This is a genomic window from Massilia cellulosiltytica (assembly GCF_047325105.1).
GTDB lineage: Bacteria > Pseudomonadota > Gammaproteobacteria > Burkholderiales > Burkholderiaceae_D > Telluria > Telluria orientalis.
On sequence record NZ_CP168562.1, the window covers coordinates 1056346 to 1082294 of the forward strand.

At 65.0% G+C, this 25949-nt stretch carries 24 protein-coding genes; 11 read left to right on the plus strand and 13 right to left on the minus strand.

The genetic code is table 11. From position 1 onward, the window contains the following. Positions 1-146: 146 nt before the first annotated feature. From ACEN9H_RS04705 to ACEN9H_RS04745, 9 genes are all read left to right on the plus strand, one after another. On the plus strand, positions 147-851 hold the full coding sequence (locus ACEN9H_RS04705; protein ID WP_056136349.1) for a response regulator transcription factor: 705 nt from the start codon (positions 147-149) through the stop codon (positions 849-851). After that, complete coding sequence (locus tag ACEN9H_RS04710) at positions 832-2208, plus strand: ATP-binding protein (RefSeq protein ID WP_413673925.1); 1377 nt, start codon at positions 832-834, stop codon at positions 2206-2208. Before ACEN9H_RS04705 ends, ACEN9H_RS04710 begins: the two co-directional genes overlap by 20 nt. A gap of 108 nt (positions 2209-2316) precedes the next feature. Then, entirely contained in the window at positions 2317-2910 is a 594-nt protein-coding gene (gene rdgB, locus ACEN9H_RS04715) for an RdgB/HAM1 family non-canonical purine NTP pyrophosphatase (protein ID WP_413673926.1), read from the plus strand. After that, a complete protein-coding gene (gene hemW, locus ACEN9H_RS04720) occupies positions 2907-4139 on the plus strand; it encodes a radical SAM family heme chaperone HemW (RefSeq protein ID WP_413673927.1) in 1233 nt (410 codons plus the stop codon). Before rdgB ends, hemW begins: the two co-directional genes overlap by 4 nt. A 65-nt stretch (positions 4140-4204) precedes the next feature. Then, the gene (locus ACEN9H_RS04725; protein WP_156403716.1) at positions 4205-4351 is read left to right on the plus strand and encodes a hypothetical protein; all 147 of its coding nucleotides are present in this window, start codon (positions 4205-4207) and stop codon (positions 4349-4351) included. Between the two features lie 14 nt (positions 4352-4365). After that, positions 4366-4941, plus strand: a complete 576-nt coding sequence (locus ACEN9H_RS04730; RefSeq protein WP_056136892.1) for a transglutaminase-like domain-containing protein — start codon at positions 4366-4368, stop codon at positions 4939-4941. An 11-nt stretch (positions 4942-4952) separates the two neighbouring features. Beyond that, positions 4953-5345, plus strand: coding sequence for a VOC family protein (locus tag ACEN9H_RS04735; RefSeq protein ID WP_056136360.1), 393 nt, complete (start codon positions 4953-4955; stop codon positions 5343-5345). Between the two features lie 93 nt (positions 5346-5438). Next, positions 5439-5804 (plus strand): response regulator, encoded by a 366-nt coding sequence (locus ACEN9H_RS04740; RefSeq protein WP_413673928.1) that lies wholly within the window; start codon positions 5439-5441, stop codon positions 5802-5804. A gap of 81 nt (positions 5805-5885) precedes the next feature. After that, positions 5886-6629 (plus strand): aquaporin, encoded by a 744-nt coding sequence (locus tag ACEN9H_RS04745; protein ID WP_413673929.1) that lies wholly within the window; start codon positions 5886-5888, stop codon positions 6627-6629. Here ACEN9H_RS04745 and ACEN9H_RS04750 read toward each other — a convergent pair. The 4 genes from ACEN9H_RS04750 to ACEN9H_RS04765 all read right to left on the minus strand — a co-directional run bounded on the left by ACEN9H_RS04750 (position 6598) and on the right by ACEN9H_RS04765 (position 13613). Further along, positions 6598-7425: a M28 family peptidase gene (locus ACEN9H_RS04750; protein ID WP_413673930.1), complete on the minus strand. Its 828-nt coding sequence runs from the start codon at positions 7423-7425 to the stop codon at positions 6598-6600. The genes ACEN9H_RS04745 and ACEN9H_RS04750 overlap by 32 nt on opposite strands. A gap of 348 nt (positions 7426-7773) precedes the next feature. Next, a complete protein-coding gene (locus tag ACEN9H_RS04755) occupies positions 7774-9189 on the minus strand; it encodes an efflux transporter outer membrane subunit (protein WP_413673931.1) in 1416 nt (471 codons plus the stop codon). Between the two features lie 8 nt (positions 9190-9197). Further along, a complete protein-coding gene (locus ACEN9H_RS04760; protein WP_413673932.1) occupies positions 9198-12353 on the minus strand; it encodes an efflux RND transporter permease subunit in 3156 nt (1051 codons plus the stop codon). Between the two features lie 30 nt (positions 12354-12383). Beyond that, positions 12384-13613, minus strand: a complete 1230-nt coding sequence (locus ACEN9H_RS04765; RefSeq protein WP_413673933.1) for an efflux RND transporter periplasmic adaptor subunit — start codon at positions 13611-13613, stop codon at positions 12384-12386. Positions 13614-13770: 157 nt separating this feature from the next. On the opposite strand from ACEN9H_RS04765, the gene ACEN9H_RS04770 reads away from it, so the two are divergent. After that, positions 13771-14394: a TetR family transcriptional regulator gene (locus ACEN9H_RS04770; RefSeq protein WP_371759958.1), complete on the plus strand. Its 624-nt coding sequence runs from the start codon at positions 13771-13773 to the stop codon at positions 14392-14394. A gap of 11 nt (positions 14395-14405) precedes the next feature. Here ACEN9H_RS04770 and ACEN9H_RS04775 read toward each other — a convergent pair whose 3' ends face one another. From ACEN9H_RS04775 to tssE, 7 genes are all read right to left on the minus strand, one after another. Next, positions 14406-14684 carry a PAAR domain-containing protein gene (locus ACEN9H_RS04775; protein ID WP_413673934.1) on the minus strand — a complete coding sequence of 93 codons (279 nt, stop codon included), beginning with the start codon at positions 14682-14684 and terminating at the stop codon, positions 14406-14408. Positions 14685-14949: 265 nt separating this feature from the next. Further along, positions 14950-15384, minus strand: coding sequence for a hypothetical protein (locus ACEN9H_RS04780; RefSeq protein ID WP_413673935.1), 435 nt, complete (start codon positions 15382-15384; stop codon positions 14950-14952). Further along, positions 15381-16064: a hypothetical protein gene (locus tag ACEN9H_RS04785; protein WP_413673936.1), complete on the minus strand. Its 684-nt coding sequence runs from the start codon at positions 16062-16064 to the stop codon at positions 15381-15383. Before ACEN9H_RS04785 ends, ACEN9H_RS04780 begins: the two co-directional genes overlap by 4 nt. 54 nt (positions 16065-16118) lie before the next feature. Then, positions 16119-18818 (minus strand): type VI secretion system Vgr family protein, encoded by a 2700-nt coding sequence (locus tag ACEN9H_RS04790; protein ID WP_413673937.1) that lies wholly within the window; start codon positions 18816-18818, stop codon positions 16119-16121. A gap of 66 nt (positions 18819-18884) precedes the next feature. Then, complete coding sequence (tssG, locus tag ACEN9H_RS04795; protein ID WP_413673938.1) at positions 18885-19931, minus strand: type VI secretion system baseplate subunit TssG; 1047 nt, start codon at positions 19929-19931, stop codon at positions 18885-18887. Next, on the minus strand, positions 19895-21712 hold the full coding sequence (tssF, locus tag ACEN9H_RS04800; protein WP_413673939.1) for a type VI secretion system baseplate subunit TssF: 1818 nt from the start codon (positions 21710-21712) through the stop codon (positions 19895-19897). Before tssF ends, tssG begins: the two co-directional genes overlap by 37 nt. Before the next feature lie 11 nt (positions 21713-21723). Then, on the minus strand, positions 21724-22170 hold the full coding sequence (gene tssE, locus ACEN9H_RS04805; RefSeq protein WP_371767729.1) for a type VI secretion system baseplate subunit TssE: 447 nt from the start codon (positions 22168-22170) through the stop codon (positions 21724-21726). 123 nt (positions 22171-22293) lie between these two features. Here tssE and tssK point away from each other — a divergent pair, with 123 nt between their 5' ends. Then, positions 22294-23628, plus strand: a complete 1335-nt coding sequence (tssK, locus tag ACEN9H_RS04810) for a type VI secretion system baseplate subunit TssK (protein ID WP_413673940.1) — start codon at positions 22294-22296, stop codon at positions 23626-23628. Between the two features lie 13 nt (positions 23629-23641). Here tssK and ACEN9H_RS04815 read toward each other — a convergent pair whose 3' ends face one another. Together ACEN9H_RS04815 and ACEN9H_RS04820 are read right to left on the minus strand one after the other, a co-directional pair. Further along, complete coding sequence (locus ACEN9H_RS04815; protein WP_413673941.1) at positions 23642-25048, minus strand: MFS transporter; 1407 nt, start codon at positions 25046-25048, stop codon at positions 23642-23644. Position 25049: 1 nt separating this feature from the next. After that, entirely contained in the window at positions 25050-25916 is an 867-nt protein-coding gene (locus tag ACEN9H_RS04820) for a TauD/TfdA family dioxygenase (protein ID WP_400189794.1), read from the minus strand. Positions 25917-25949 lie beyond the last annotated feature (33 nt).

The following is a 25949-nucleotide window of genomic DNA, read 5'->3' on the forward strand; positions in this document are numbered from 1 at the left end:
TTTTACGTTGCAGCGCATCAATACGGCATTACGATCTGGTAATGTACCACTACATGGCGACATTACCTGATCGTAATTTTTAGGCCCCATCACTCGCCTATACTGCACCGCAGCGCTATAGTCCACTTAACACCAAGAGCCGAATCATGCCGAACTGCCTCGTGATCGAAGACGATACCGAAACCCGCGACTACCTCTGTAGCGGATTGCGCGCGGCCGGCTATGCCGTGCAGGCGGAAACGAATGGCGAAGCGGGCAACCGCCGCCTGCAGGAGACGCGCTGGGACGTCGTCGTCCTCGACCGCATGCTGCCCGGCCAGGTCGACGGCCTGGGCATCCTCGAGCAGATGCGCGCGCGCGGCGACGGCACACCGGTGCTGATCCTGTCCGCGCTGAACAGCGTCGACGAGCGCGTGCGCGGCCTGCGCGCGGGCAGCGATGACTATCTGACCAAGCCGTTCGTCATGTCGGAACTGCTGGCGCGCGTGGAAAACCTCAGCCGCCGCAACAGCTGGTCGCGCGAAGCCACCGTGCTGCAGGTCGCCGACCTGCAGCTCGACGTGCGTACGATGCGCGTCACGCGCCAGGGCACGACGATCACGCTGCAGCCGCGCGAATTCCGCCTGCTCGAATACCTCATGCGCCACGAAGGCCAGATCGTCACCCGCACGATGCTGCTGGAAGGCGTGTGGGAATATCATTTCGATCCGCAGACGAACGTCATCGACGTGCAGATCAGCCGCCTGCGCAGCAAGATCGACAAGGATTTCAACCCCGCCCTGATCCACACGGTGCGCGGTGCCGGCTACGTGCTGAGCGCCGCGCCGACCTATGGCCCGTCCGCCCGCTAGCAGCCGGTTCGGCCTGCGCGGCTCGATCGCGTTCCGGCTGGCGGTCGGCTACGGCCTGCTGCTGGCCGCATCGATGGCGACCCTGTCCGCCATCGTCTATTTCGGCACGGTGGGCGTGTTCGAGCACTCGATCGACAACAAGATCATGGCCGTGGAAACGCACCTCGCCGATGCGTGGGTCCGCGACGGCCGCGCCGGTCTCGTACGCGAAATCGACGCCCAGCTGCACGACCTGATCGACACCGATACCGAGGTGGTCGGCCTCGTCGATGTGAAGGGCCGCCTCCTGGCCGGCAACCTGGGGCGCTGGTACGGCGAGCTGCCGGCTGCCGGCGATCTGGCGTTCGGGCAGATGGAACGGAGCGGCACGCCCGTCTCCGTGCGCCTGATCGCGACGCGGCTGGACGACGGCAGCCGGCTCATCGTCGGCCGCGACCTGATCGAACTCGACGCCATCCGCAGCGTCGTCGAGCGCGCGCTGCTCGTCAGCGGCGCCGTGTCGATCCTGCTCGCGTTCTTCGGCGCCCAGATCTTCCGCTCGCGCCTGGAAGCGCGCATCGGCCGCATCCGCCGCACGACGGCGCGCATCGCGGCGGGCGAGCTGTCCAGCCGCATCGTCGTGATGGGCAACGACGAATTCGCGCGCCTGGCCGACGACATCAACCGCATGCTCGACCGCATCGAAGCGCTGATGGAAGGCGTGCGCCACGTCTCGAATTCGATCGCGCACGATCTGCGCACGCCGCTGTCGCGCGTGCGCTCGCGCCTCGACCGCGCGCTGCAGGCCTCGGCCGATCCGCACGCGCTCGTCGCCGACGCGCGCCTGGCCATCGAAGACATCGACAGCGTCATTTCGCTGTTCGACAAGCTGCTGCAGATCGCCGCGCTGGAATCCGGCGTGCGCGCGGGCACCTTCGAAAAACTCGACCTGGCCGCCATCGCGCACGACATGACGGAATTGTACGAAGCGGCCGCGGAAGAGCAGGGCGTCGCGCTGCGCTTCGCGGGCACGCCGACGACCATCCGCGGCGACCGCGACCTGCTGGCCAGCGCGCTGGCCAGCCTGATCGACAACGCCATCAAGTACGGCCGCACCGGCGGCCGGGTGGACGTCGAAGTGGCCACCGTCGACGGTGCGCCGGCATTGACCGTGCGCGATTATGGCCAGGGCGTGCCGCTCGAGGACATGGACAAGCTCACGCGCCGCTTCTACCGCGTGGACCAGAGCCGCCACCTGCCGGGCAACGGCCTGGGCCTGTCCATCGTCACCGCCATCACCCAGCTGCACGACGGTACGCTCGCGCTGCGCCGCCTCGAGCCGGGGTTCGAGGCGAGCATGGTGTTCCCGCGGGCTTGATTTCACGCCGTCGTCCCCGCGCAGGCGGTGCCGGCGGCGTGCGGCCGGCTGCGCGTATCGCGGGATGAGCGGTAAAATACGCAGTTCTTCGTCCAGACCGAGACAGCAATGACCCAACGCCTCATCCTTGCCTCCAACAATGCGGGCAAGCTCAAGGAATTCGCCCAGTTACTGGGCCCGATCGGCTTCGAACTGCATCCGCAGGGCGAGTTCGACGTCCCCGAAGCGGAAGAACCGTTCGGCACCTTCGTCGAGAACGCGCTGCAGAAGGCCCGCCACGCGGCGCGCCTCACCGGCCTGCCGGCCCTCGCCGACGATTCCGGCGTGTGCGTGAACGCCTTCGGTGGCGCGCCCGGCGTCCATTCCGCGCGCTTCGCGGGCGAGCCGAAGTCGGACGCGCGCAACAACGAGAAGCTGGTCGCCGACCTGGCCGCGCACGCCGACAAATCGGCGTATTACTACTGCGTGCTCGTGTACGTGCGCCACCCCGACGATCCGCAACCGGTGATCGCGGACGGCGTCTGGCGCGGCCAGATCGTCGACACGCCGCGCGGCGCGGGCGGCTTCGGCTACGATCCGCACTTCCTGCTGCCCGAATTCGGCCGCACGGCCGCCGAGCTGGCGCCGGAAGAAAAGAACGCCGTCTCGCACCGCGGCCAGGCGTTGCGCGCGCTCGTCGACAAGCTCGGGAAACTGAAATGATTCCGATCAAGCCCGTCGGCCCGGTCACCGAACCGCGCTCCCCGGCGACGGCAGCCTTGCAATACCTGCAACCGGGCGCGCTGAACCTGACGGCGCTGCCGCCGCTGGCGCTGTACATCCACTGGCCGTGGTGCGTGCGCAAATGCCCGTATTGCGACTTCAATTCGCACGAGTCGAAGGAACCGGTTCCCGAACAGGCTTACCTGGACGCGCTGCGCGCCGACCTGGAACAATCGCTGCCGCTGATCTGGGGCCGCAAGATCCACACAGTGTTCATCGGCGGCGGCACGCCGAGCCTGATCTCGGCGGCGGGGCTGGACCGGCTGATGTCGGACCTCCGCACCTTGCTGCCGCTCGATCTCGACGCCGAGATCACGATGGAAGCGAATCCCGGCACGTTCGAGGCGGAGAAATTCAAGGCCTTCCGCGCCAGCGGGATCAACCGCCTGTCGATCGGCATCCAGAGCTTCAACAGCCGGCATTTGCAGGCGCTGGGCCGCATCCACGACGCCGAGGAAGCCATCCGGGCCGTGGGGATCGCCCAGGCCGATTTCGACAATTTCAACCTCGACCTGATGTACGCGCTGCCGGGGCAGACGCTGGTGGAGGCGCAGGCCGACATCGACATGGCGCTGTCGTTTGCGCCGCCGCATTTGTCGCTGTACCACCTGACGATGGAACCGAACACGGTGTTCGCGAAGTATCCGCCGGAGCTGCCGGGCGACGACGAGAGCGCCGACATCCAGGACATGATCGCCGAGCGCACGGCCGCCGCGGGCTATGAGCACTACGAGGTCTCGGCGTATGCGAAGCCGGGCCACCGCGCGCGCCACAACCTGAACTACTGGAAGTTCGGCGATTATCTCGGCATCGGCGCGGGCGCGCATTCGAAGCTGTCGTTCCCGCACCGCGTGCTGCGCCAGGCGCGCTACAAGCAGCCGGCGTCGTTCATGGAGGCGGCAGGGAAGGGCAATGCGGTCGCCGAGGAACACGAGCTCGCGCGCGCCGACCTGGGCTTCGAGTTCATGCTCAACGCGCTGCGGCTGACGGAAGGGTTCGACCCGAACCTGTTCGGCGAACGCACGGGCATGCCGATCAACGCGATCGAGAAGGACCTGAACGCGGCCGAAGCGAAGGGCCTGATCTACCGCGATTTCCGCGTGATCCGGCCGACGGAACTGGGGCAGCGCTTCCTCAACGACTTGCAGGAGATGTTCCTCTCCGAGTGACAAAGAGCGCATTTTGGAACGGGGCCCGTCTGCTAAGGTAGCGGCTTCGACAACCCGCTCCCATCATGACGCATCCGACCCTGGCGTTCGTGCCCCTGATCGTGGGGCTGTGCGCCACCCTCGCCACCGCCACGAACAGGCGCCTGCAATTCGGCCTGTTCTGCACCATTGCCCTCGTGCTCGCCGCAGCGCTGGCGGGCGAGTTCGGATGACGTCCGGCCCGGCCATGCAACGCTATCTCACCGCCAGCACCTACATTGACTTCGACACACCGGACGTCCTCGCCACCGCCCGCCGGCTGGCCGAAGGCGCGACTTCCGAAGCGGACGTCGTGCGCGCCTGCTTCGAATTCGTGCGCGACGCCATCCGCCACAGCGTGGATTTCAAAGCGAACCCCGTGACGTGCAAGGCCTCCGACGTGCTGCGCCACGGGACGGGCTATTGCTACGCGAAGAGCCATCTGCTCGCCGCGCTGCTGCGCGCGAACGGCATCCCGGCGGGGCTGTGCTACCAGCGCCTGTCGGTCGGCGACAGCGGGGCGCCGTACTGCCTGCACGGCCTGAATGCCGTGTATCTGAAGGACGTCGGCTGGTACCGCATCGATGCGCGCGGCAACAAGCCCGGCGTCGATGCCCGCTTCGAACCGCCCGTGGAAAAGCTGGCGTTCGCGACGCGCACGCGCGAGGAACGGATGCTGCCGGAGATCTGGGCCGAGCCGCTGCCCGTCGTCGTCGAGACGCTGGAATGCTACGATACGTGGGACCAGGTGCTTGCCAACCTGCCGGACGTTGAACTTCTTTAGAAAGGGTACGTATGTTCAGTCACATCATGGTCGGTTCCAACGACCTCGATCGTTCCAAGCGTTTCTACGACGCCGTGCTGGGCGTCCTCGGCGTGGGCGAGCCGTTCCCCAACACGAACCTGACGGGCCAGCGCCGGCTGTTCTATCGCCACGACGGCGGCTCGTTCTGCATCACCGAACCGATCGACGGCGCCGATGCCACTTGCGCGAACGGGGCCACGATCGGCTTCAAATGCGCGTCGCCCGAACAGGTCCACGCGTTCCACGACACGGCGGTCGCCCAGGGCGGCACGTCGATCGAGGCGCCGCCGGGCCTGCGCGAGAGCAGCCTGGGACCGCTGTACCTCGCGTACGTGCGCGATCCGGATGGCCACAAGCTGTGCGCGCTGTTCCGCCCCAAATAGGCGTTGGATGACGAAGGGAAACGTGCCGGGTATCCCGGAGGCCGTGTGTTACAGTCTCGCTTGCATTAGTTTCAATGAAAGGCAAGCTGGCCGATGCCACCCGCACCACCGCGCATCCTGGTCGTGGATGACGAAGAAGCCATCCTGTACGTATTCGAGCGCTACCTGAGCATCGCCGGTTATCGCGTGTCCGTCGCCGGTAACGGGCGCGACGCCGTCCGCATCGGCGATGCCGGCCCGATCGACCTGCTGATCACCGATTTCCGCATGCCGGGCATGAACGGCATCGAAGTGATCCACGCCCTGCGCGGCCTGCAGCCCGAACTGCCGGCCCTCGTCATCTCGGGCAATCCCATCGAGGCCGGCACGATGCCGCCGGGCGTACGCTTCCTGTCCAAGCCTGTGTCGATGTCGGACCTGCTCGACATCATTCCCTCCCTGATCCGACAGCCAGTCTAGCCCGGCCCTGCGTCTTCGTATCGGCTGAACAGACTGGAATGGCGGTACTCCAGGACAGGGCCGATCGCGGACAATGGTGCCATGAAGCACGTCGACCATCTTTTGCGCCGCCTCGTCGCCGAGGGGCTCGGCACCGCCCTGCTGCTGGCCATCGTCGTCGGCTCCGCCGTCATGGGCGACCGGCTGGCGGGCGGCAATGCGGCCATCGCGCTGCTCGTCAATTCGATCGCGTCCGGCTGCGGCCTCGTCGTGCTGATCCTCGCGTTCGGCGCCGTCTCGGGCGCGCACCTGAATCCCGTCGTCACCCTGTCCGAAGCATGGCAGCGCAACCTGCCGGGCGCGCTCGTGCTGCCGTACCTGGCCGCGCAGGTGGCCGGCGCGTTCGCCGGCGTGGCGCTCGCGCATGTGATGTTCGGCGAGCCCGTGTTCGCGGCCGCGGCGCAGGCGCGCACGGGCGCCGGGCTGTGGTGGAGCGAAGGCGTCGCGACGTTCGGCCTGCTGGCCACGATCATCGGCTGCGCGCGCACGCGGCCCGGCGTCACGCCGTATGCGGCGGCCCTGTTCATCGTCGCGGGGTACTGGTTCACGGCGTCGTCGTCGTTCGCCAATCCCGCCCTCACGCTGGCGCGCGCGGCGACGGGCACGTGCGCCGGCATCCGGCTCGCGGACGTGCCGGGCTATGTGCTGGCCCAGCTGGCCGGCGCCGCGGCGGCGACCGTCGTCTTCGGGTGGCTGTATCCGCGCGCGCAGCAGGAGACCACAGCGGGCGCCACGGTGGCGGGCGGGCCGGGTCTTACCCGCGCTGTCCGGCGGCCAGCGCCGTGAGCGTGCGCGCGAGGCCGCTCACCACGCGCGCCATACCGTCAAAGACGACCTGCTCGGGCGGCTCGTCCGTATCCGGCGCGGCATGTTCCGCCTGGCGGAACGGGAAGCGCGTGAACGACGTGTCGGTGAGGACGAGGGCGGGCAGGCCGGCGCCGGGATGGTGCCACGCGGCGCGGTCGGACAAGGTCACGCCCTGCATGTAGGCGGGCGTCGCCAGGCCGTGCGCCGGGCCGGCCGCGATGCTCTGGAATGCGGACAGCGCGTCCTGCACCTCGCGCGACGAAGCAAGGCTGCCCACGTAGGCGATGAAGCTGCCCGGACGCTCGGCGGACGGAGCGTCGTCGAGGTTTGGCAGCGTGGCGGCTTTCGGCGCGAGGAAGAACACGAAGCGGATCTCGGTGCCGCTGCTGGGACGCACGCTCGCCAGCAGGCGCGCCAGTTCCAGCACGGCCGCCGTCCCGGGCGCACCGTCCTCGGCGCCGTCGTCGCGGGCGCCGACGATGAAGGTGCGCGCCGCTTGTTCACCCGGGGACACGCTGGCCAGCACGGCTTCGATGCGGCGTGCGTGGCCGGTCCCGCCGCGGTCCTGCACGGCATAGCCGGCCGCCTGCAGCACGTTGCCGATGTAGGTGGCGTCCCGCGGCCCACCCGCGAGCGCCGTCACGTGCGCGCGCAGGCGCATGGCCAAAGGCGGTTCCGGCATGGCGGCGCCGGGGTTCACGGTCATCGTCGCCAGCAGCACGAGCAGGACGATGGCAACGATGGCTTTCCAGTGTGCACGAAAAAAATGTCGCATGGCGTGGGGCGCGGCGCAAGGGGCGACCGTGCCGGACAGGCCGGGCTCGGCGCGCGTTGCGGTCCTGGCGGACGCCGTCCGGCGACGGCTGCCGGGGCCGCCCGTGCATGCAATGGTGAACCGGGGCCGGCCTGCGATTTCATGATACCGAAATCGCGGCCGGCCCCGGTCGGGGTCGTGCCAATGGCGCGCGGAAACAAACCGGCACCCGTCGTTTCCGGCACTGCCGGAAACGACTTTCCAGCACTGCCGGAAACGACTTCCCGCGCAGGCGGGGATCCAAGTTCTGCATGCATTTCGACAGCGCATGCAAAATTGGGCCCCCGCCTGCGCGGGGGCGACGGCTCATCAGCGCGCGGCGGTCGCCGGCCCCGGCTCGCTCCAGCCGCCCCCCAGCACGCGGTACAGCGTGACCTGGTTCTGCAGGCGCAGCAGGTTGGCCTGGATGGCCTGCTGCTGCGCGGTGAACAGCGAGCGCTGGGCATCCAGCAGGTCCAGGTAGCTCGCGGTGCCGTTGCGGTAGCGCAGGTCGGACAGGTTGAAGCGGTCCGTCTCGGCGGCCGCCACGGCCTGCTGGGCGCGCAGCTGTTCGCTGTACGTGGCCTGGCCGGCCAGGGCATCCGCCACTTCGCGGAACGCGGTCTGGATCGACTTTTCGTACTGCGCGACGTTGATGTCGCGCTGGGCACGGGCGCTCTCGACGCCGGCGCGGGTGCGGCCGAAGTCGAACAGCGGCAGGATCGCCTGCGGCGCGAAGGTCCAGCCGAACGTGCCGCTCTTGAACAGGCCGGAGAGCTCGGAGCTGGCCGTGCCCGCGCTGCCCGTCAGCGTGATGCGCGGGAAGTAGTTCGCGCGCGCCGCGCCGATGTTGGCGTTGGCCGCGATCAGCTGCTGCTCGGCCGAACGGATGTCCGGACGGGTCGTCAGCAGGTCGGACGGCATCCCGGCCGGCAGGTCCGGCAGGTTCGTCGTCGCGAGCGTGGCGCCGGCCGGCAGGTTGTCGGGGATAGTCTGGCCGATCAGCAGGGTGAGCAGGTTCAGGTCCTGCGCGCGCTGGCGCTGGGCCTGGGCCAGCGTGGTGCGCGCCTGTTCGACGAGCGACACGGCCTGCTGCAGGTCGAGCTTGGACGAGACGCCGTTCTCGAAGCGCAGGTTCGTCAGGCGCAGCGATTCCTCGCGCGTCTTCAGGGTCTGCTGCGTCAGGGACAGCAATTCCTCGTCCGCGAGGAACGTCAGGTACGTGTTGGCGACCTGCGCGATCAGGCTGATCTGCGCCGTCTTGCGCGCTTCCTCGGTGGCGAGGAATTGCGCCAGCGCGGCGTCGGACAGGTTGCGCACGCGGCTGAAGAAGTCCAGCTCGAACGCCGACACCGAAAGGCCGGCCTGGTACAGGCTGCTGATCGGCTGGTCCTTGCCCGTCGTCTGGCGCTGGCCCGTGATGCCGGCGTTAATGGCCGGGAACTGGTTCGAGCGCTGGATCTGGTACTGCGCCCGTGCCGCCTCGATGTTGAGGATGGCAACGCGCAGGTCGCGGTTGTTTTCCAGGGCCAGCGTGATCAGCTGCTGCAGGCGCGGATCGGTGAAGAAGCGCTGCCATGCGATGGCGGCGGGCGCTTCGTTCGCGACGGCGTTGCCGCTGTTGACGGTGCCTTCCACGGTCGGGAAGGCAGCTGCCACCGGCGCTTGCGGCCGTTCGTACTTGGGCGCCAGGTTCACGCAGCCGGCCAGTACGAGGGCCAGGGCCAGGGGAGTGAGTCGTTTCATGTTGTTCATCAGATTTTCGAGTCGATGACAGTGTTTTCTTCTTCGTGCGCGTACTTCTTGCGCTGGCGTTCGCTGCCCTTGAAGAATCCGCGGATGACGACGAAGAACACGGGCACGAAGAACACGCCCAGTGCCGTCGCGGTCAACATGCCGCCCATCACGCCCGTACCGATCGCGCGCTGCGACGCGGCGCCGGCACCGCTGGCGACCACCAGCGGCAGCACGCCGAGGATGAACGCGAGCGACGTCATGATGATCGGACGGAAGCGCAGGTGCGCCGCCTGCAGCGCCGCCTCGAACGGCGACTTGCCCTGCGCCTGCAGGTCCTTCGCGAATTCCACGATCAGGATCGCGTTCTTCGCGGCCAGGCCGATGATGGTGATCAGGCCCACCTTGAAGTACACGTCGTTGGACAGCCCGCGCATCGATGCCGCGAGCAGCGAACCGAGCACGCCCAGCGGCACGACGAGCAGCACGGCCACCGGGATCGACCAGCTCTCGTACAGCGCGGCCAGCGCCAGGAACACGGCCAGCAGCGCGAAGCCGATCAGCACGAACACGGTCGAACCGGCGAGGATTTCCTCGCGCGACTGGCCGGTCCATTCATACGCGAAGCCGGCCGGCAGCTTGGCGGCCAGCGCCTGCATCTCGTCGAGCGCCTGGCCGGTCGAATAGCCCTGGGCGGCGTCGCCCGTGATGCTCATCGACGAATAGCCGTTGTAGCGCGACGTCTGCATCGGACCCGTGATCCATTGGGTCGTCGCGAACGCGGACAGCGGCACCGGCTGGCCCTTCGTGTTCAGGGCGTTGATGCGCAGGAGGTCTTCCGGCTGCATGCGCTCCGGCGCGTCGGCCTGCACGATCACGCGCTGCAGGCGGCCGGCGTTCGGGAAGTCGTTCACGTACGCGGAACCGAGCGAGGTCGACAGCGCCGTGTTGATGGCGCCGAACGTCACGCCCAGGGCCTGCGCCTTGTCGCGGTCGATGTTCAGCTTCAGCTGCGGCGCATCTTCGAGGCCTTCCGGACGGATGCCCGTCAGCACCTTGCTCTGCATCGCCATGCCGAGAAGCTGGTTACGCGCCTGGAGCAGGGCGGCGTGGCCGAGGCCGCCGCGGTCCTGCAGGCGGAACGAGAAGCCCGTGCCGCGGCCCAGTTCCGGGATCGGCGGCGGGCTCACGACGAAGATGAACGAGTCGCGCAGCCCCATCATGTGTCCCGTGATGCGGCCCGCGAGATCCTGCGCGCTCTGGCCCTTGCCCTTGCGCTCGTCCCATGATTTCAGCGGGATGAACGCGAGGCCCATGTTCTGGCCCTGGCCCGTGAACGAGAAGCCCGTCACGGCGACCATGTCGGCCACTTCCGGCTGCTTCAGCACATAGTCTTCCATCGCATGCAGGACGACGTTCGTGCGGTTGGCGGTGGCACCCGGCGGCAGCTGGATGTTGGCGATGATGTAGCCCTGGTCTTCGTTCGGCAGGAACGAGTTCGGCAGGCGCGCGAACATCAGGCCGACGATGCCGACCAGCAGGACGAACACGACCAGCGCGCGGCCGGAACGCTTGAGGAGCTTGCCGACGATGCCTTCATAACGCTTGGCGCCCGTCGTGAACGCGCGGTTGAACCAGCCGAAGAAGCCTTTCTTCTCCATGTGGTGGCCCGCTTCCACAGGTTTCAACAGGTGCGCGCACAGCGCCGGCGTGAGGGACAGCGCCATGAACGCCGAGAAGCCGATCGACGACACCATCACGATCGAGAACTGGCGGTAGATGTTGCCGACCGCGCCCTGGAAGAACGCCAGCGGCACGAACACGGACATCAGCACGACGGTCACGCCGATGATGGCGCCGGAGATCTGGCCCATCGCCTTGCGCGTCGCCTGCAGCGGGGGCAGGCCTTCCTCGGACATGATGCGTTCGACGTTTTCCACCACCACGATCGCATCGTCGACGACGATACCGATCACAAGGACCATGCCGAACATCGTCAGCACGTTGATCGAGAAGCCCATCGCGAGCAGTGTCGCGAAGGAGCCCAGCAGGGCGACCGGGACGACGATGGTCGGGATGATCGTGTAGCGGAAGTTCTGCAGGAACACGTACATCACGATGAACACGAGGATCACGGCCTCGATCAGGGTTTCCACCACCTGGCTGATCGAGATCTGGATGAATTTCGTGCTGTCGTAGGGGATCGAGTACTTCATGCCTTTCGGGAAGTACTTCTGCAGCTGATTCATGCGTGCCTTGATCAGCTTCGCGGTTTCCAGCGCGTTACCGGTCGGCGACAGCTGCACGCCGATACCCGTCGACGGCTTGCCGTTCAGGCGGGTCGACGTGGCGTAGGCCTGGCCGCCGATCTCGATGCGGGCGACGTCCTTCAGGCGCACGGTGGAGCCGTCCGGATTCGCGCGCAGCACGATGTTGCCGAACTGCTCGACGGTGGCCAGCTGGCCCGTGACGACGACGGTCGCGGTGATCTGCTGGCCCTTGGCCACGGGCAGGTCGCCGATCGTGCCGGATGCCACCTGGGCGTTCTGCTGGCGGATCGCGGTGTTGACGTCATCCGGCGACAGGTTGAAGCCGACCAGCTTGGCCGGGTCGATCCAGATGCGCATCGCCTTCTCGGTACCGAACAGCTGCGCCTGGCCGACGCCCTTGATCCGCTGGATCTCCGGCAGCACGTTGCGCGACGCGTAGTCGCCCAGCGCGACGGTGTCCCAGGTCGGGTCGTCGGACGAGAGGATCGTGAACAGCAGGAAGTTGGAGCGGGCCTTGTCGACGCGCACGCCCTGCTGGGTCACCGCGGCCGGCAGGCGCGGGGTCGCGCGCGCGAGGCGGTTCTGGACGTCGACCTGGGCCAGGTCGGGATTGGTGCCGGTCTCGAAGCTGATCGTGATGGAGCCGGTGCCGTTGGCCTGGCTGGTCGACTCCATGTAGATCATGCCTTCGGCACCGTTCATCTCGCGTTCGATGACGGAGATGACGGAATCTTCCAGCGTTTGCGCGGAAGCGCCCGGGTAGGCGACGCTGACGACGATCGACGGCGGCGCCACGGTCGGATATTGCGCGATCGGCAGCTGCTTGATGGCGACGCCGCCAAGCACCATGATGAACAGCGCGATCACCCAGGCAAAAATGGGGCGGTCAATAAAAAAACGTGCCATTGTGGTTCCTGTTTATCTAGCCTTGCCTTCTTACTGGCGTGCCTGCGCACCGGCCGCGGCCGGGACTGCAGGGGCTGCCGGGGCGCCTGCCGGCGTCCACGGCACCGGTTGCACCGGCGTACCCGGAGGCAGCATCTGCAGCTTCTGGAAGCCGTCCACCATCACGCGTTCGCCTTCCTTCAGGCCATCCGTGACGACCCAGTTCTCGCCGTTCTGCGAGCCGATTTTCACGGTGCGCGGGGTCGGCTTGTTGTCGGCGCCGATCACGGTGAGCGTATCGCCGTTCGGGCCGCCGCGGGTGACGGCCTGCTGCGGCACGAGGATGCCGTTCGGCAGCTCGGCCTGCGCCAGGCGCACGCGCACGTACTGGCCGGGCAGCAGGGCATTGTCCGGGTTCGGCGTCTGAGCGCGCAAGGTGATCTGGCCGCTCGTCGGGTCGACGGTGATGTCCGAGAACAGCAGCTTGCCCTTCGTCGGCAGCACGGTGCCGTCGTCCGCGACGACGGTGACCGGTACACTGCCGCCGAAGCCCTTGTCGCCGGCGTTCTTGCGCAGGCGCTGCAGTTCGGTGGCGGACTGGGTGATGTTCAGGTAGACGTTGTCGGTCTGCTGGATCAGCGCCATCTGCGTCGCTTCGGTGGCGGAGACGAGCGCGCCTTCCGTCACGAGCGCGCGGCCGATGCGGCCCGAGATCGGGGCGTACACGTTCGCGTAGTCGGCGTTGATCTTGGCGATGCGCACCTGGGCCCTGGCCGAATTGACGTCCGCCTCGGCCTGCTTCTGGGCGGCGACGGCGTTCGTGAATTCCTGCTTGCTGACGGCCTGCGCCTCGACGAGCGGCTTGTAGCGCTCGACCGTGGCGGAGGTCGACGTCAGGTTCGCCTGGGCACGGCCGAGCGCGGCCTGGGCGGCGTTCAACTGGGCCTGGTAGGGCTCCGGATCGATCTGGAACAGCGACTGGCCCTGCTTGACCAAGCTGCCCTCGGTGAACAGGCGCTTCAGCACGACGCCGTTGACGCGGGCGCGGACTTCGGCCGTGCGGATTGCCTCGACGCGGGCCGGCAGTTCGGTCTCGAGTGCGACCGGCTGGATCTTCGTGGTGATGACGCCGACCTGGGGAGGTGGCATCTTGGCGCCAGCGGCGCCGGGACCGGCCTGGGCGTTATCCTTGGAGCCGCAGGCCGACAGCATGGCCACGGCGACCAGGGTGCACGCGGCGATCCTGGACAGGGTGAGGGAGGAGGAGTTGGCAGAGCGCATTCAATGCTTCCTTCTTGTGGAAAAAAGAATAAAACCGTCCTGCGACACTTCTTCGGCACAACAGGCGGTTTTACTACTGACTTTTGGAAAAACCCCGATATACTATCACGAGTGTATGTTTAATGTTTCCTACCTATAAAAACGGAGAGTCAGGCGGATGGCCCGCAGAACCAAGGAAGAAGCGGCAGCGACCCGCGACAGCATTTTGGATGCTGCTGAAAAATTGTTCGTCGAACAGGGTGTTTCTCGTACAACGTTGCAGCATATCGCAACCGCGGCCGGTGTGACGCGCGGCGCCATTTATTGGCACTTTGACGACAAGGGTGCGTTGTTCAACGCGATGATGGAGCGGGCGATCCTGCCGCTGGAGGCGGAGATGCAGGTGCTGGACCAGGTGGAGTCGGACGACCCCCTCGTCGACCTGCGCAACCACATGCTGGCGGTGCTGGACCGGACGGTCAACGATCCGGGCGCGCGCCGCGTGTTCGAGATCGCCACGTTGAAGGTGGAATTCGTCGGGGAGATGGATGCGGTGCGGCAGCGGCGCAAGGACAATATGGCGAACTGGATGGCGCGGGCCGAACGGCGGATCGGGCTGGCCATCGACAAGGGCCTGATCTCGCGCGACGTGAATCCGACTCAGGTCGCGCTGGGGTTGTGGACCATGATCGATGGGTTGATTCGCAACTGGATGTTCGATCCGCAGGATTTCGATTTGCTGGCGTTGGGGAAGTGTGTGATTGATCCGTATCTGGAGGGGTTGCGGAGCGGACGCAGCTAGCGACAGGAGCTTTAGCCGACCGTTGCCGGCAAGCTCCCGAGCAGTTTGCACCCGCATTCCGTTGCACAGCCCTCGACCGCCACTGGCGTGCCGTTGACGGTGAATGTGCTGTGTGCGGTGATGATCTTGTTCACGCCATGCGGTTTACCGCCGGGATACGACTGTGGGCAGTCGACCTGATCGCCAAGCCTGGCGATAGCGCGTCCCCGGATGTCGTGGGTTGGAGAACCACTGATCACTGTGCCGCCATGGTCGGTTTTGTCGCCGACTGTGATTATCTTTAATGGCATATTTGCTCGCGTCGATATCGTGACAATAGAGCTTACTCGTCCGGCTCTCTTGCGCAATTTGAACCGGCTCTGTCTTCGTGGTCTTTCGAGTCTTGGGAATTTCCATTATCGCGCTCTTTGTAACGGTATTCTTCCAGTAACTTCGGCAGTTCATTCGGTTCGACAATTCGGAGCAGCTAAAGAGGGTAAATCATGATCGCACTGGCGGTAGCCTCAAGATTGACTTCGAAATATCGATTGGATCTGCCTGAAGCGGCTGTAACCTTCAGTCGTCCGTCCACTCACGAACGATCTGGGCCAAGTCATCGCGCGTCAACTTTTTGGCTTTCAGAATCCGAATAAGTTCCTCTTTCGACAAAGGATATTGCTGGAGAATTCTGGACACATCGTCCGCAGCAATAGGGTCCAGCCAAGTTGCTTCAACATCCTTTTCGGTGATTCGATCAGCCGGGAGCTTTCCCTTTGCGAGGACTTCAATCGTGTAGAGTTGATGACCTTCGTCAAAGCCTCGTTGAAAATGGAGCGCCGTGCCTGCCGGGATCATATAGTATGGGGCCCCTTTTGGGGTTGCTATCAGCATCGGTTCAGTCAGACGGTAGATGGATTTGCTGGTCATGATTTTATTCAAGATAAAAGGAATGGAACTGCCAATGGCAATCAGAATGGCTGCCGTCGTTAAAAATGTTGTTTTTTTCTTCATTTGCTACCGCCAAATTTCTCAACCTTGTCGGGACGATGAGCCGGGTTTTCTTCGAGCATTTGTTTTAGGTCGGCAGGCATAAAGATCGCTGTCGGCCAGCCTGCGATTTTCGCTGCATATTGCTCAGCCGTGCTCATGCCCCTTCCTTGATTGTATTTGATACCGTTATAATCAAGATCCTTTATTGCGATACGTGCGCCGCCCATGGATGTTGTTGTGCAGTTGTTTGTTAGGGCATGATAGTCCACAGCGAGGCGGTATTCCTTTCGATAGTTGGCGTATGCTCTCAGTACTGGGCGATCCCCGATAAGACCGTCGAAATGAGCGTTAACCTGCTTGGCCGCTTCAGATGTTACTCGGTAAAGGAAGCCGGTAGTGGTTCTTCCTGTTGCATTCTCTGAGGCGATATATTTTGAAAAATCCGTCCAGACGCGCAATCTGCCTTGACCGAAAGGCCCTCTTTCCCCTGCGTAACGCCCGAAGTCGTACACGTGCTCATCGCTTGCGGTAACTACACGTAATGCAACGTGACCGTATGTGTGCTCTTCACCTTCGCTAATATAGGGACCTCCGATCAGGATCTCGATTGCCGGTGCTTGAACCAGAATTTTGGTGGCCTGGTTGGTTATAATGTTGACGCCATCCTTTGCGATTTTAGCGGTAGCGTTGACGGTCGGCACAATGTATCGTCTTTGGGAAATTATTTGGGCACGTGGTCGCGATAGGGTTATAGATCAGGTCGTCGCGACCTCAACTGAATAGCCCAAGTCTGGAAACTCGACTTTGCAGCGCCCCATTGGAATCTGTTCAACACGGGCGTTGCCTTCGTCGTCAACCTTGCCGGTATGTTTTTTGCCGTTCGGGTCAGTGAGCACAAAGCGTTCATTGGGTATTGGACCTTCTTGATCAATCAGCTTGAATTCGGCCCATGCTGTGGTTGCCAAAAGTTCGTTGCAGATATGTTCGCTTGCGATGGATGATCCGAACCGCGCGGCAGCCAGTACAGCGTCGACACTCATGTTTTGTGGACCGGGCAGGCTGTGTGACGCTGCATGTACGGTAAAAGCTCCAGTCGTGCCGAGCTCAAGAGAGCCGCTGGAGAACCTGGCATAGCTTCCCCCTCCGTTGATCACAATCTCCTCTCTGGCAGTAACCATGATGCGATTAGCACATTGTGTTATTTCGAGTTTTGCCAGCACGTTAATTGAGTTTGAAAGAGCTTTGACGTCGATATTCCCCGAAGCGGCAATCAACTTGATGCCGGCCTTCTGAACGAACAGTCGGAACGCTTGGCGAACGCTGGCAAAGAAATTTGTCCCGGCGGCGAACGCAAGATTTTTCCCGGTTGTGAGACTCGTATGCTGGTCGCTGGTTATGTGAGTGTCGCCGCCCGTTGCCGTAGCGATACCCGTAGGGCTAGCTAGCACTAGGTGGGGCTTGGACAACTCAGGAAAGCGGTCGTCATCAGCGCTACCGTGTATCGCTCCGTACTGGATCTGTAACTGGTGAGCCACGTCGACTTGGCTCTCGGTGGGGTCCTGGGCGCCGTTTTCCTTCGCCGTCTCCGCCATGCTTTGATGCTGTTTCGCAGCAGCAGCAAGTCGCGCTGCCGTTTCATTTAAGTCTTTTATCGGCCCTTTCGCGGCCTGTCGCGCTTCGGTGGTAATCAGCATGCCTTTCGCGGCACGAGCAACTCCGTGCCCGTCGGTCCGCAGTTCCCACCCTTCGCCCCGCAAATCCTTGCGGCCTTTAGCGTCCTCAATACGGGCGATATGGCCGAGCGACAACTGACTACACTGATAATCGCTTTTCAGCTGCGCCTGGATCTTGCCGGCGGTATCGTCGAGTATCAGGTGATTACCTCGCCCACTGCCTTCGCCTGATTGCAGCTCCCGGCTCCGCAACCCGCTTAAAGCCTGCTGCTCCGGCAACTGCCACGGCGGCATGTGCGTGAAGTTGTACAACGCCCCAAGAATCACCGGATGGTCGATATTCCCATCGAGATAAACCACCGCCACTTCCTCACCAACCCGCGGCAAGCGAATATTCCCAAACTCGCTGCCGGCCCCCGGCGACATGACTCGAAGCCAGGGCGAACTGTTCTCGTCATAGTTACCTAGCCTGTCCCAATGAAACTGGACCTTGACCCGCCCGTAGCCATCGGTGTGGATCTCCGAGCCATCAGGCCCGACGACGATGGCGGTCTGGACGCCGGGATAGGTGCAAGGCTTGCTGTTGTAGTACCGGCCCGGACGCCACTGGATATCCTTGCGCGCACACCGGAACGTGTTCTCGTAATGCGATGGCGCGCCCGGACCGGCCTGGTAGTTGTTGCTGGCTTCGTGGTCGACGCTCAGGATCAGGTAGTCGCGGTCGCGTATGCTGGGCTGGGCCGGCTCGCCGCGCTTGGGAACGCGCAGCTCGGCGCTGAAATGGCCGCCGAGCTTGAAGCACCGCCCCGGCTGGGCAGTACGGTCGTTGCCGCGGGCTTCGAAATACTGGGTGTTCGCATCGCGCTCGCCCATGCGCTGCTGCGCAAGTTTCTCGCCGTCGTCGTTGGTGCGGAAACCGTAGGAACCCGTGTTTTCGTAGATCTCGTATGGAAAGACGTCGCCCTGGTCATTCAGTGATTCGGCGGTCGACCGCTGCGCCACCGGATTCTTGTAATCGAAGCTGGCCAGGGTCGTCTGGCCGGAACCGATCCGCCGCACTGGACTCCATTCCCGAATGCCGTCGTCTTCGACCGAACCGGCCTTGTCGCGGAACGGGATCTCTCCCGAATCGTCGATCCCGGACGGATCGATGGGCTGCGCGAGCGTGCTCTTGTCGCTGAGCCAGAGCGTGTGGCCATCTGCCCGATGTTCGTACCAGTAGTGCAGCCCGAGATCTTCCCAGCGGCGGTGCAGGTGGTTGTAGTCGGTCTCGTCGTACTGGTTGGCGCAGGTCATGCGCGGATAGTCGCCGACGATGGCCGCATGCCAGTCGGCCTGGCGGTAATGGGCAAAGGTGAGTTCCGTCAGTTCGATGACGCTCTTGCCGTGGAACGACACGTTGTCCTTGCGCAGCCTGGCAAAGGCCAGCCAGGGCTCGAGCACCATGCGATAAAACGCGAAACCGCCGTCGGCGCGCAGGAAACGGAATTCCGTGACGTAGCCGTTGAAGTAGCGCAACGAGCCGTCTTCGCGCACGATGGAAATCGTCACCATCCTGCCCATCATCGCCTTCAGGGGAATCCGTGCGTCGTCCGACAAGAGTTCGACCTCATAGCGGAAGCAGCGGCAGATTTCTTCGTGCGCGCTCAATCGATTCGGCAGGAGGATGGGATCAGGCCCGTCGCCCCGGGGGAATTCCAGGCGCATCAAGCGGTCGTGCTGCGCATCGAGACTGAACACCGACAGCGCGGCGCCTGCCGCGATCGCTTGACTCCCATCCATGGAACGCCTCCAATGGTTTGTCAGGTTTTTGATTTCCGCCGGTTAAGGTACTCAGCCGGATGGCGGCTAACTTTGATTGGCAGCAAGGACCGCTCGAATCTCCGGCCGGCTCGCCTTGCCTTCCGTACCGGTCAGGAATGAGTTCCATCCAAGACGTCGCCGATCTTGCCCTTGGGTCCTCAAGGTCAGCGGCTTGAGACACGGCTTGCTCAGCAAAAGCCTGACTTCATATTGGACGGCGGGCACGGCAAACAGGCTGACCATCTCTTTCAATGCCGCGTGAGCCCGCCCATGTGGCAGGAACGCGTTCGCCTGTTCCTCATCCAGAGGGCCGATATGCAGGCGGACACGCAAGTCGTTCCGCCACATGCGCCCACCCAGCGCGGCGCCATGGCCGAGGGTCGGATCGGTGACGCCGAGCGTGCTGCGGATCCTGGCCGGTATCGGATCCCAGGCGCCGACGAATTCTTCGATACGCACGGGAATGCCGAAGTACTCGCCGAGAACACGTTCCACGGTCGAAGCGGCAATCGGGCGTGTCCTGAGCAAGCCGGCGTAGAAGGCGGCGACTTCCGCCGGGATCGATTCGAAGGGGCGGGCCGGTCCGAAACTCGTGGGCCGAAGACCACCCAATGCGGCCAGGAGCGGAAGCAGATCGTCCCGGGCGCGCGTGTCCAGGCCGTGCTCGACGCGGTATTTTCCCCACGCCTCGTAGAACAGGCCGATGGCCCGGTTCGAAAACAGGTCGATGAACGGCTTCCAGCTTTCGTCGGCGGCCGCGCCCGTCCTGGCGGCTGCCCGTTCGGTGTCATGCAGCGGCAACGTGCCGTTCGCGCCCAGTAATCCGATGAATGCGGCGGTGATGTGAATACGAGGGAGCGCGGCAGTGGCGCTTGATTCGACCTGCATGCTTTCGATCTCGCTTGCCGGAAAAGCCAGCGACACGCTGTTTTGAAAGCGCAGCACCTGGTTGAACGCCTGGGAGTACGGAATACCCTGTCGGCGCAGCATGCGTACGAGGATGTTCAGCAGTTGTGCGAAGCTGTACCGGTACGGTGCCGCGAGCAGGCGTTCGATCATGACAGCGGCGTGCTCCCACTTCGTGGTTTGCATCGGAACAGCTCCTCTCCGGTTTGGTGTGACAGGATCACCAGCTCGATAAAACCGTTCATCTGGACGTACAGCGCGAAGAACTGGTCGATGACCTGCACGAACAGGTGGAGGCCGGCGCCGACGAAGGCCTCCTCGTCGATCGTCAGGCGCACTTCGGTCCCGTGTGCCAGTGAGGCTCCGCGCTTGTGCCTGAGCCACGCTGTCGTCTCGACATGTTCCAGGGCGACGACGCCGGCGATCTGGCGCCGCGATACAGCGGATCCCGTGAAGTCGTACAGCGCGAGCATCTCGCGCAGGCCGTCGGCTCCTTCCAGCGCCAGGGCGCGGTGGTTCAGCGTCAGGTGCGAGATGAGGCGCCAATGTGCGCCCTGGCCGTTTGCCAGGCGATGGGGACGCGTGGGCCTGCGCAGGAAACGTATCCTCCCACCCTGCGCCGCGCCGGGTATCGTCAGGTCGCCGTCGGTCGACCCGCATTTCAACAGGCAGGGCAGGTCGCGGTTGGTGCAGGTGAGGTCGATCGACAGCGTCGTCTGCTCGACCTCGAGCGGCTCGCCGCAGGTATCGACGAGCGCGATGACTTTTTCATGGCCCGGACTGGTGACCGCCAGCGTGTCGTCATGGCGCAGTATCCAGTAGCGGCCCTTGTGCGCATCGCTCTCGCCATGGCGCAGCGCATAGAAGGGGCGGAATTCGATGGGCGCGATGTCCTTGCCGCGCTGCCGCACCATGTGGACCCTGTCGACCGAATACACTTCGTACCCGGATGCATGCGCAGGATGGGCAAGGACCGAGTATTCCGCGGTGCGCTGCGTGTATCCGACAGGGACCCCCGGCTGCCTGAACAGATTGACGACCGGGGTGCAGCCGGTGAGCAGGCTATGTGCCGACAGGCCCGCGAGCATCCTGGCCTGGTCCGACCCCGGCGTGATGCCCGCCAGCGCCAGGTGCAGCGTGAAGCCGGTGCAGTCCGACGGCAGCCGCGCGCGGAGCGCGGCGAGGTCGATGTCGAAGAAGTTGAATTTTTCCGGGAAGGCGAAATACTCCGCGAAGAGCCGGTAGGCACGGTGCGAGCGCGCGTCGAACGGGATCAGGGCGTCGTCGTCGTCAAACCCGACCGCCGAAACCGGTATCGCGGCGAGCGGCATCCAGGCGCCGTCCGCGCCCGCCTGGACGTAAGCCGACGCCGTGCGCATGAACAGCGCATCGCGCAGCGCTGCGCAGAATGAAGCGTCACCGTCGAGATAAATCCGCATGGGCCCAGGCGCGCCGGCTTGAACCGGGGCCGCGAACTCGATGCCGATCGCCGCCGTCGCGCCCGGCGCGACCCGGGTCGACGACGGCGCGCGGATCACCGCATCGAAGCGGGCGGACGTGATGGCGGCCGCGGATGGCGCGACATCGTATGCGGTCTGGAACTTGCAATGCACGCCGCGGACCGGTGCCGATTCGAGCAGTGTCCCGCGCGGCACGGCTCCGGTGCCGCCGCCGGCGGCCGGGAGGAAGCGCACGATCGCGCACGACGGAAACGGCCTCAGATAATGCGGAAACAGGAGATTGAGCAGCGCTTCCGTAAATTGCGAATAGGCGTCATCCAGACGTTTCGACACCCTGGCGCACAGCAGGGCGACGGACTGGATCAGGCGTTCGACATGCGGATCGTCGCACGCCTCGCCACCGAGTTGCAGCTTGGCCGCGACTTTCGGATAGCGCTCGGCGTATTCGCGGCACAGCTGCCGCATGGTGACGAGCTCGCGTTCGTATTGCGCAAACAGTTCGTCCATGATGTGTGTGCCTATGGAGCGTTACGCACGCTCTGGATCGAATAGCGTTGGAGCGATGGCTGGAACACGGCGTTGAAGTGCATCGGATCGGCCGCCGGCGCGTTTTTCAGTTGGGCGGTGATCACGAAGTCGACCCGGTTGATGGCGCCTTTCCTCGGCTGCAGCGTCGCCGTCACCTTGTGCAGCCTCGGTTCGTGCCGTTCGATCGCCAGCCGGACCGCGGTGCAGATGCGTTTCTGGTCCGTGTCGCTCGTCATGCACATGCCGGCGAAGTCGATCAGGCCGTAGTTCACGATGGATCCGCTGACTTCGGGATAGCCGGCCAGCGTATCGGGCAGCAAGGCAGAACGGGTGTTGAGGAGCGCTTCCAGGTCGCGTGTAATACTCTCCTTCCACGCGTGCGAGGTATCGTCATCGGCATCCAGACGGTCGAACAGACCTGGCGTGAAACTCTGCATGCTGGTTTCCTTTAAAGCCGCCATTATTCCCCTCTTGCCGAGAATAAAGTTGCGCCCTCTCAACGGACCGATGCGCAATGCCCGCCATGCTTTCCTGAGCGAATTTTGAACGAGGAGGCAACGATGAGCTTGGGCGCGAAGATCTTGTGGTCCGAGGGGTTGACGCTTGGACCCCAGCATTTCCAGCGGCAGGACCTGTACCACGAGACGCGGCTGCTCAGGATGGTGTCGGCGCTCAATCCGAATTTCTGGGGCGCACGTCTACTGGAGTGGAATATGGATGCGTTGGGCCATAATCTGCTCGAAGCGCAGGCCATGTCGCTGATCTTCCCGGACGGGGCGGTCTACGAGGCCCCCGCGACGGACTTGTTGCCGGTCCCGGTCGACCTGGCCCGACTGCCCCCGGAGATCAATACGTTCACGATGTATGCCGCGCTTCCGACCATTCGGCCGCATGGCGCGAATGCGGAGGAGGGCGGTCGTTACGCGTTGGCCGAGTCGGAGACATCCGACCTGTTCAGCGACGCGGTGCCGATCGACGTGCCGTTCCTGAAGAAGCGGGCCCGGCTCGTTTCGCATGCCGAGCCGCGCGATGGCCACGTCAGTTTCCCCGTGTTGCGCCTCCATCGCGATCCGCGTGGCGGTTTCGAGGTCGATCCGACGTTTGTCCCGCCGTGCGTGGCGATCAGTGCTGCCCGTCCGCTCCAGCAACTGCTCGACGGCCTGATGAGCGCATTGACCGCGAAGATCGTGTCCCTTCATGCCGCGCACCGGAAGACGAACGCGTCCACCTACGAGGTCCACGCCAGCGACATCACGTCCTGGTGGATGCTGAACGTCATCAGCACCGCGAACGCATCCCTGCAGCACTGCGCGCGTTCCCGCGTACAGCACCCGGAAGCGCTGTACGAGAAGCTGCTCGCGCTTGCGGGCGGCCTGATGACATTTTCGGACCGGTACGCGACGCCGGACTTGCCGGCCTACGACCACGCGGATCCCGGCGTCACGTTCGCACAGCTCGATGCGTTGATCCGCGACCTCGTCGATACCGTCATCTCGGCCAGGTATTTCACGATTCCGCTCGTGGCCGAGGATAATCGCCGCACGCATTTCAGAGGCGCGCTCGATCCGGCGAAGCTGGCCCAGGACACGCAGCTTTGCCTGGCCGTGAGTGCGGACATGCCGGCGCTCGAACTGGTGTCCGCCGTGCCGATCCGGTTCAAGATCGGATCGCCCGACGACATCGAACGCATCGTGGCGTCGGCCCTTCCCGGCATCGCGTTGACCCACATGCCGCAGGTGCCGGCCGCGGTCCCGGTCCGGCCCGACACCTATTATTTCTCGGTGTCGACCAGGAACGGGCTCTACGAAAATGCGCTGAAAGCGGAAGCGATCGCGATCTATGCGCCAGCCGGGATGCGTGAACTGAACATCGAACTGATCGCGTTCACGCAGTGATCCCGGCTACTCTTCAGCCTTTCGTGCGCGGGTGCAGCCGCGCAAAGCTGATGCAGGCGCCCAGCAACGCGATGCCCGCCGCGGCGGCGAGGGCATACGTGGTGCCATGGCGCTCCGACAGCACGAGGCAGCCCGCCACCAGCGCGGCGCCGCAGGCCTGGCCCGTCAGGCGCGCCGTCGCGACGATGCCGCTCGCGCCGCCGGCCCGTTCGCGCGGCGCGCTGCCCATGATCGCCTTCATGTTCGGCGCCTGGAACAGGCCGAACCCGATGCCGCACACCGCCATGCGCCATGCGATGGCGAACGTGGACGGCGCCTCCGGCATCCACAGCAGCGCCGCCATGCCGGCGCACAGCACCAGCAGGCCGATCCCCGCCAGCAGCCCGGATTCATGGCGGTCGGACAAACGGCCGGAGATCGGGCCCATGATCCCGACCAGCACGGGCCAGGGCGTCAGCAGGAAGCCCGTCTCGACGGGCGAACGGCCGAGCACCTGCTCGAAGTGGAAGGGCAGGGCGACGAACGCAAGGCTCTGGACGGCGAACGTGCACACGGCCGTCAGCGCCGACAGCGCGAACAGCGGCCGCGCCAGCAGATCCGTCGGCAGGATCGGCGCCGCATGGCCGCGCTGGCGCCGCAGCAGCAGCGCGAAGAACGCGGCCGTCGCCACGGCCTCCAGACCCAGGCGCGCGGGCGGCACGCCATGCGCCGCATCGCCCAGCAACAGGATCAGGAAGCCGAACGCCCCCACGTTGCACAGCGCCGCGCCGGCATCGAAGCCGTGCTTGCCGCGCGCGTTGTCGGGCAGGACGCGGCGGGCGAGCACGAACGCCGCGGCGCCGATCGGCACGTTGATGGCGAACAGCCACGGCCACGAGGCCAGCGCCAGGATCGGCGATGCGAGCGTGGGACCGACGGCGAACGCCACCGCCACGACGAGGGCATTCAGGCCGAAGCCCTGGCCCTGCAGGTGCGCCGGATAGATGGCGCGCATCATCGCCGTCGTCACGCCCATCAGGGCGGCGGCGCCGAGGCCCTGCAGCAGGCGCGCGCCCACGAGCAGGGGCAGGTTCCACGCCAGCGCACATAATAAGGATGCCACCGTGAACAGCGCCAGGCCGGCCGTGGCGACTCTCCGGTAGCCGACGCGCTCGCCCAGCGCCGCGAATGGCAGCAGCGTGGCGACCATCGCCAACTGGTAGATGTTGACGATCCAGACGGAGGCGGCGGCGCCGGCGTGCAGTTGCCGGGCCAGCTCGGGCAGGGCCGTGTTGGCGATCGCCGTGTCGAGCGACGCCATCGAGACGCCCGTCATCAGGGCCAGCATCGCCCAGCGGCGGCGCGCCGCGGGCAGGCCGTCGGCGGGCGCCTGGGCCGCGGCATTGGCGATGCCGCCGCGGGTCAGAACAGTTTCTGTCATATCAGTCCCTTGCCACTCCCGATGGACCGATGCGTTCGGCGTTCGGCACATCCGAGATGCGGATGCGGATCAGGTGGCGGCGCTCGTCCGTGTACGTCGTGCGGCCGTGCAGCATGTGGTGGTTATCGACCAGCATCAGCGTGTCGTCCGGCAGCTGTTCCTCGAAGCGCACGGCGCCTTTTTCGACCACCTCGTTCATCAGCGCCAGCGCGTCGCACAGCGCGGGCGTGGCCAGGTCGGGGCGGGCGTCGAGCCCCTTCAGGATCGAGTCGTAGCGCCAGCGCATCGCGAAGCGCGGCGCCGGCTTCACGCTGTAGCGGGACGCGGCACGCGTGACCGGTCCGAACACCGGGGCCACGTGGACTTCGACGGTCTCCTCGCCGGCCGCGTACACGGCCGGGACGCGGAACGGCACCGGCGTGGTGCACAGCAGGTCGAACGCGGCGCGGCCTTCGTCCGTGCGCTGCAGCGCGTCGTAAATGTCGTCGCCGTCGACCAGCAGCGACTTGCCGCCGTCGCAACGTGCGGCGTGCACCACGTACAGGACGAACTGCTCTTCGGGCATCGGATAGAACGACGAATCCGTGTGCATGTCGGCGTTGCCGACGCGCTCGGAGAAGGTCGTGAAGCGGCTACCGCCTTCCGTGGCGGGCCTGGCGCGGACATCCCACGCGACGCGGCCGGTGCGCTGGTCCGTCGAGGTGGGATAGCCGAGCATCAGGGTCAGCGCGTACAGGGCCGCGTTGCGGCGTTCTTCCGGCAGTCCGGCCAGGCCCAGGTTATGAATCACTGCACCGTGCGTGCGCAGGCCGAGTAATCCTTCGGTGAAATGGGCCAATACCGGAACACGCCCCAATTCGGTGCGCAATTGCACCTCATTGGGATGCGCATAAAAGCCATT